Source organism: Coleofasciculus sp. B1-GNL1-01, assembly GCF_040220235.1.
Classification (GTDB): domain Bacteria; phylum Cyanobacteriota; class Cyanobacteriia; order Cyanobacteriales; family Coleofasciculaceae; genus Coleofasciculus.
Genome location: NZ_JAVJTO010000078.1, coordinates 1 through 4,006, shown reverse-complemented (window position 1 = coordinate 4,006; position 4,006 = coordinate 1). Strand labels below are relative to the sequence as shown.

Sequence of the window (4,006 nt, the reverse complement as noted above, 5' to 3'; positions counted from 1 at the left end):
AGTGAGTCTCAACTTCTCACCCTAGAAATTTTACTGTGGCTGCTTCAAGTACACAAACAAGTCAAGATTGAGAGATTAGCCGCGCTCTTTCCTGTACCCATCCTTTATCAAAGTAGGAGGAAACATCTGCAAAGGTTTTTAGTCCTTCCGAATCTTAGTCTACCCTTAATTTGGTTTCCGATAATTAAATATATATTAAGAACTCAAATTCCGCTGGGAAGTCGTGTTATTCTAGCAATAGATAGAACTCAATGGGACAGCAATAATTTATTAATGGTTGCTGTGATTTGGAAAAAACGTTCCTTCCCAGTATATTGGCAATTTTTGGATAAGGCGGGCAGTAGCAATATATCCGAACAAATTGCAGTTATTCGTCCGGTCTTAAAATTGCTTTCCCGTTATGAAGTTGTTCTCATCGGAGATCGGGAATTTCGCCGTGTTGAACTAGCCTACTGGTTGAAGAAAAAGAAGGTATTTTTTGCCTTGCGGATCAAGCAAGATACTTATATCCGCCAATCAGAAGAAAACTATCAAAAGCTAAGTGAGTTGGGTTTAAATCCGGGGATGAAGTTATTTCATCTATTATTGACGAATTTAACCTCAATATTTATCTATTCAACAGCCTGAAACTGACTGAGATGTTGTTTGTTGGGTGGAAACTATCTGGCTTTCCTGGGGACAATGATGAATTAAAATAATCCTAACGCCTTACAGATAATTTGACAATTCACTTCCTTCGATTTTGATTCAAGTACATTTGCGTAAAATATACGCAAATTAATTTTTGATCCGAAAAAGACAACCAAGATACTCAGAAAAGTAGGTGATTATCATTCTCATTCATTTATTCATTCTCAATAAACCTGTCAATAAGTTACATTCTTTTTGAGGGGAAGAGGGGTGAAATGCTTTGCCTGCCAAGCTTTTGAGCTGCTTGTCACCCCTTCAGCGTAATTGCTCATGGTTGTTGACATCTTCATATCCTTGAAATAACCCATACAGTCTTTGTGCCACTAGACTTTCTACTGAGTGGTCAATACGGTTAGGTTGTCTGTAATCTGTAAAACACAAGGGCGAGGCGAGATGTGATTTTCAGTTTTCGGTCTAAATCGGCAATCAATGTTAACCCGCCATCTGAGGTTACGGCTCCGAGAGAGGAAATCGGCAATTACCTGACGAGATTTTACGGGTTTAAATTTGAACAGTTTTGGGATACAATCTGTTAATGTTGGGGTCATTGACTTAAATTGCCGAAATGCTTAGTATATCTGTATTTTGGCATATTTTGACCCCTTTTTTTCAGCTTTTTGTGAGAAATCCGGGTTAAAGCCTTATCGACGATAGACACCATAAGCGTGAGTTGTCTCTGTCTTAATCCCATTGGCAACAATCCCTAAAACAGATGCTCTAGCAATCTTTAATCCATCGAAGGCTTTCATAACCAAGGAACGGTCTGTTTTTTCAATCCCCACTACCAGTATTGTGCCATCTGCCTTAGCCGCAAGCAGGTTGCCATCTCCCAGCCCCAATAGCGGTGGGGTATCGTAGATGACCAGGTCAAACTGGGCTGAAACTTGATCCATAAGATACTGCATCTTATCCGAAGAGAGCAGTCTGATGGGGTCAGATAAGCTTTGACCTGCCGTCAAGACAAAGAAGTTCTCTTCTAGGGGAGATTTCTGAATAGCATCCTGGAGTTTAACCTCAGCTACAATAATATCACTGAGTCCCTGGGTATTGGGCAAGTCTAGGCGAGTATGAAGCTGAGGACGTCGTAAATCGGTATCGATAAGTAAGACGCGCTGACCGATTGCAGCGGCGGTTTTTGCCAAGTATACCGCAACCGTGGTTTTGCCATCACCAGGTATAGCTGAACTAATTGCTAAAGACTGAATCGCCCGCTTAGAACTGAGTAAGCGAATATTGGTATAGAGAGAGCGAAAGGCTTCGATAAAAGGAGACGTACTGTAGGAGTAAGCCCCATCTCCATTATGAGACCAACGGTGAGGTTTTCTGGTTGGTGTCAACTCAGCAACCTGCGCCACAATTGCTAGTTGCTGGGATTTCTGGGGAAGTTTTTTCAGTTTCTTGGTAAAAGGAATCACGCCCAAGATAGGTAGTCGAGTTGCTCCTTTTATTTCATCAGGGGTATGGAAGACGGTATGGAGAACCTCGACCAGAAAACCGACCCCTATGCCCAACAGTACACTTAAAACCACAGCTACCGCGAACGGGCGCTTGATTGATGTAGATTCCACAGGAATCAGAATACCGCTTTCTGTGCGGGATAACTGAGGTGGATTAATCAGTTGCCAGGGTATCTCTTGCTGAGCCGCATCCAACCTCAACGCCTCTCGTTTCTTCAAAAATTCTTTTAGGTTATCTGTGGCAACTTCTAGTTTCCTTTCTAAATCAGCCGTCTGGCGGGCAACAATAGGCAACTGTTCCAGTTTTTGATTAATCTGATTTTCGGTGTTGACAATGGTGTTGTAGCGCTCTTCAAGTCCCTCAATTTGACCGATTAGATTTTCCAGAATATTTTGAGATTCTTGATTCAACAAAAGCCGCAAATTTTGCTGTCGTTCACGCAAGATTTCCATGGGTGGACTATCGGCACGAAATAGAGGGGATTCTGAGGCTATCTCAGCCTCTACTTTCTGAAGTTCATCGATTAACGAACCATAGGCGATTGCTTCCTGAGATAAAATAGCCGTTGCATCAGCTTCAGTCAACTGCTTTTGCAGCGTCTGGTAGAGAGCGCGAGTTTCAGCTAGTTGGATTTCTGTGTCTAATCGCTCTGTCTGAATAGCCCTGAGATGTCCAGTCAGGGCTTGGTCGGCTACATTAGGATTGACCAAATTGTACTGTTGGCGGAGGTTTTGCAATTGTCCCTGAAGCGTATCAACTTGCTGCTGAAGAGCAGGCAGTTGAGATTTAATAAATTTAAGACCTTGTTGAATGCTCTTCTGGCGTTCTTGCAAGCTATAATTAAGATAAGCTTTAGCAAGTTCTTCTAATACAAATTCAATTTTATTGCTATTTTGATCATGATACCTAACTTCTAGAATCTTTGTCCCTTCTTCCTTGTCATCTTTTTCATAAGTGATGCGAGAAATAGATAGACTATTCTTTAGTGAACTATAATCAATCTCTGGATACTGAACTTGCAGTTGCTGAATCACAGGCATCAGAATTTGCGGACTTTGCAAAACTCGAATCTGTGTCTCGTAGTCCAACAAGCTTTTTTCTATCTGAACTCTCTGGATGTCTAAGTTTTGATTTTGAGACAATAAAAATTGATCTCTTAACTGACCTTCCGCCGTGACGGGTTCGACTAACAGTTTAAATGAACCTTGATACTCTAGAACAGTCTGGCGCTTGTTCCAGACTAGCCAGAGTCCAGAGAGGACGATCAAGGCAAAAGCCACACTCCCCATCACCAAGGCTCTACGACGGACAACAGCAAACACCCAAGCTAGATCTATGGTCTGTCCGCTATTCTCATCAGGTTCGGTTGGGTGGGCTTGAGACCACGACTGATGGGATTTCCCATTCGCTTGACCTGAAAACGGTGGTAGATTATGTTCGGTATCCATCGAAAGCACCTCTAGCGTCTTGGGTGTACTTTTAACCCAGAAAAAGTCATAATACCTGTTTCATCCAGTTTTGCGGGAGCCACAGGCGAGAACTTATCCATAACTCTATTCTACGAAAGTGCTAGGTGAGATGACTGGACTCAGTGCTGGCGCTGATTCTGCCGGATTTTCGCGAAAATACAGCAATCTTAACAGGAGACTTACCTCGGGCTAAAGATTCCCAAGAAATCAAAAAATCTGAACAATCCGAAAACTGGCTCTACGGGAGTTATAGCGACCGCCAGGGCGGTTAGGACATAAACGGCTATGTGTGAATCTAAAGTTTCCCCAGTTCAGATGTACTCTTGCGCTGCGTCAAGCCTTATCCCCTAATGGGCAAGACCAAAAGTTGTGAGCTAACAGAAACAGTG

At 42.6% G+C, this 4,006-nt stretch carries 1 protein-coding gene and 2 pseudogenes; 1 reads left to right on the top strand and 2 read right to left on the bottom strand.

What is annotated here, in order from left to right; all coding sequences use genetic code 11:
* Positions 1-627: pseudogene (locus tag RID53_RS19195) on the top strand (IS4 family transposase); the annotation flags it as partial.
* Between the two features lie 321 nt (positions 628-948).
* Here RID53_RS19195 and RID53_RS19190 read toward each other — a convergent pair.
* Both RID53_RS19190 and RID53_RS19185 read right to left on the bottom strand, forming a co-directional pair.
* A pseudogene (locus tag RID53_RS19190) lies at positions 949-1,238 on the bottom strand (transposase); the annotation flags it as partial.
* 93 nt (positions 1,239-1,331) lie between these two features.
* A complete protein-coding gene (locus RID53_RS19185; RefSeq protein ID WP_446389611.1) occupies positions 1,332-3,596 on the bottom strand; it encodes a GumC family protein in 2,265 nt (754 codons plus the stop codon).
* Between the last annotated feature and the right edge of the window lie 410 nt (positions 3,597-4,006).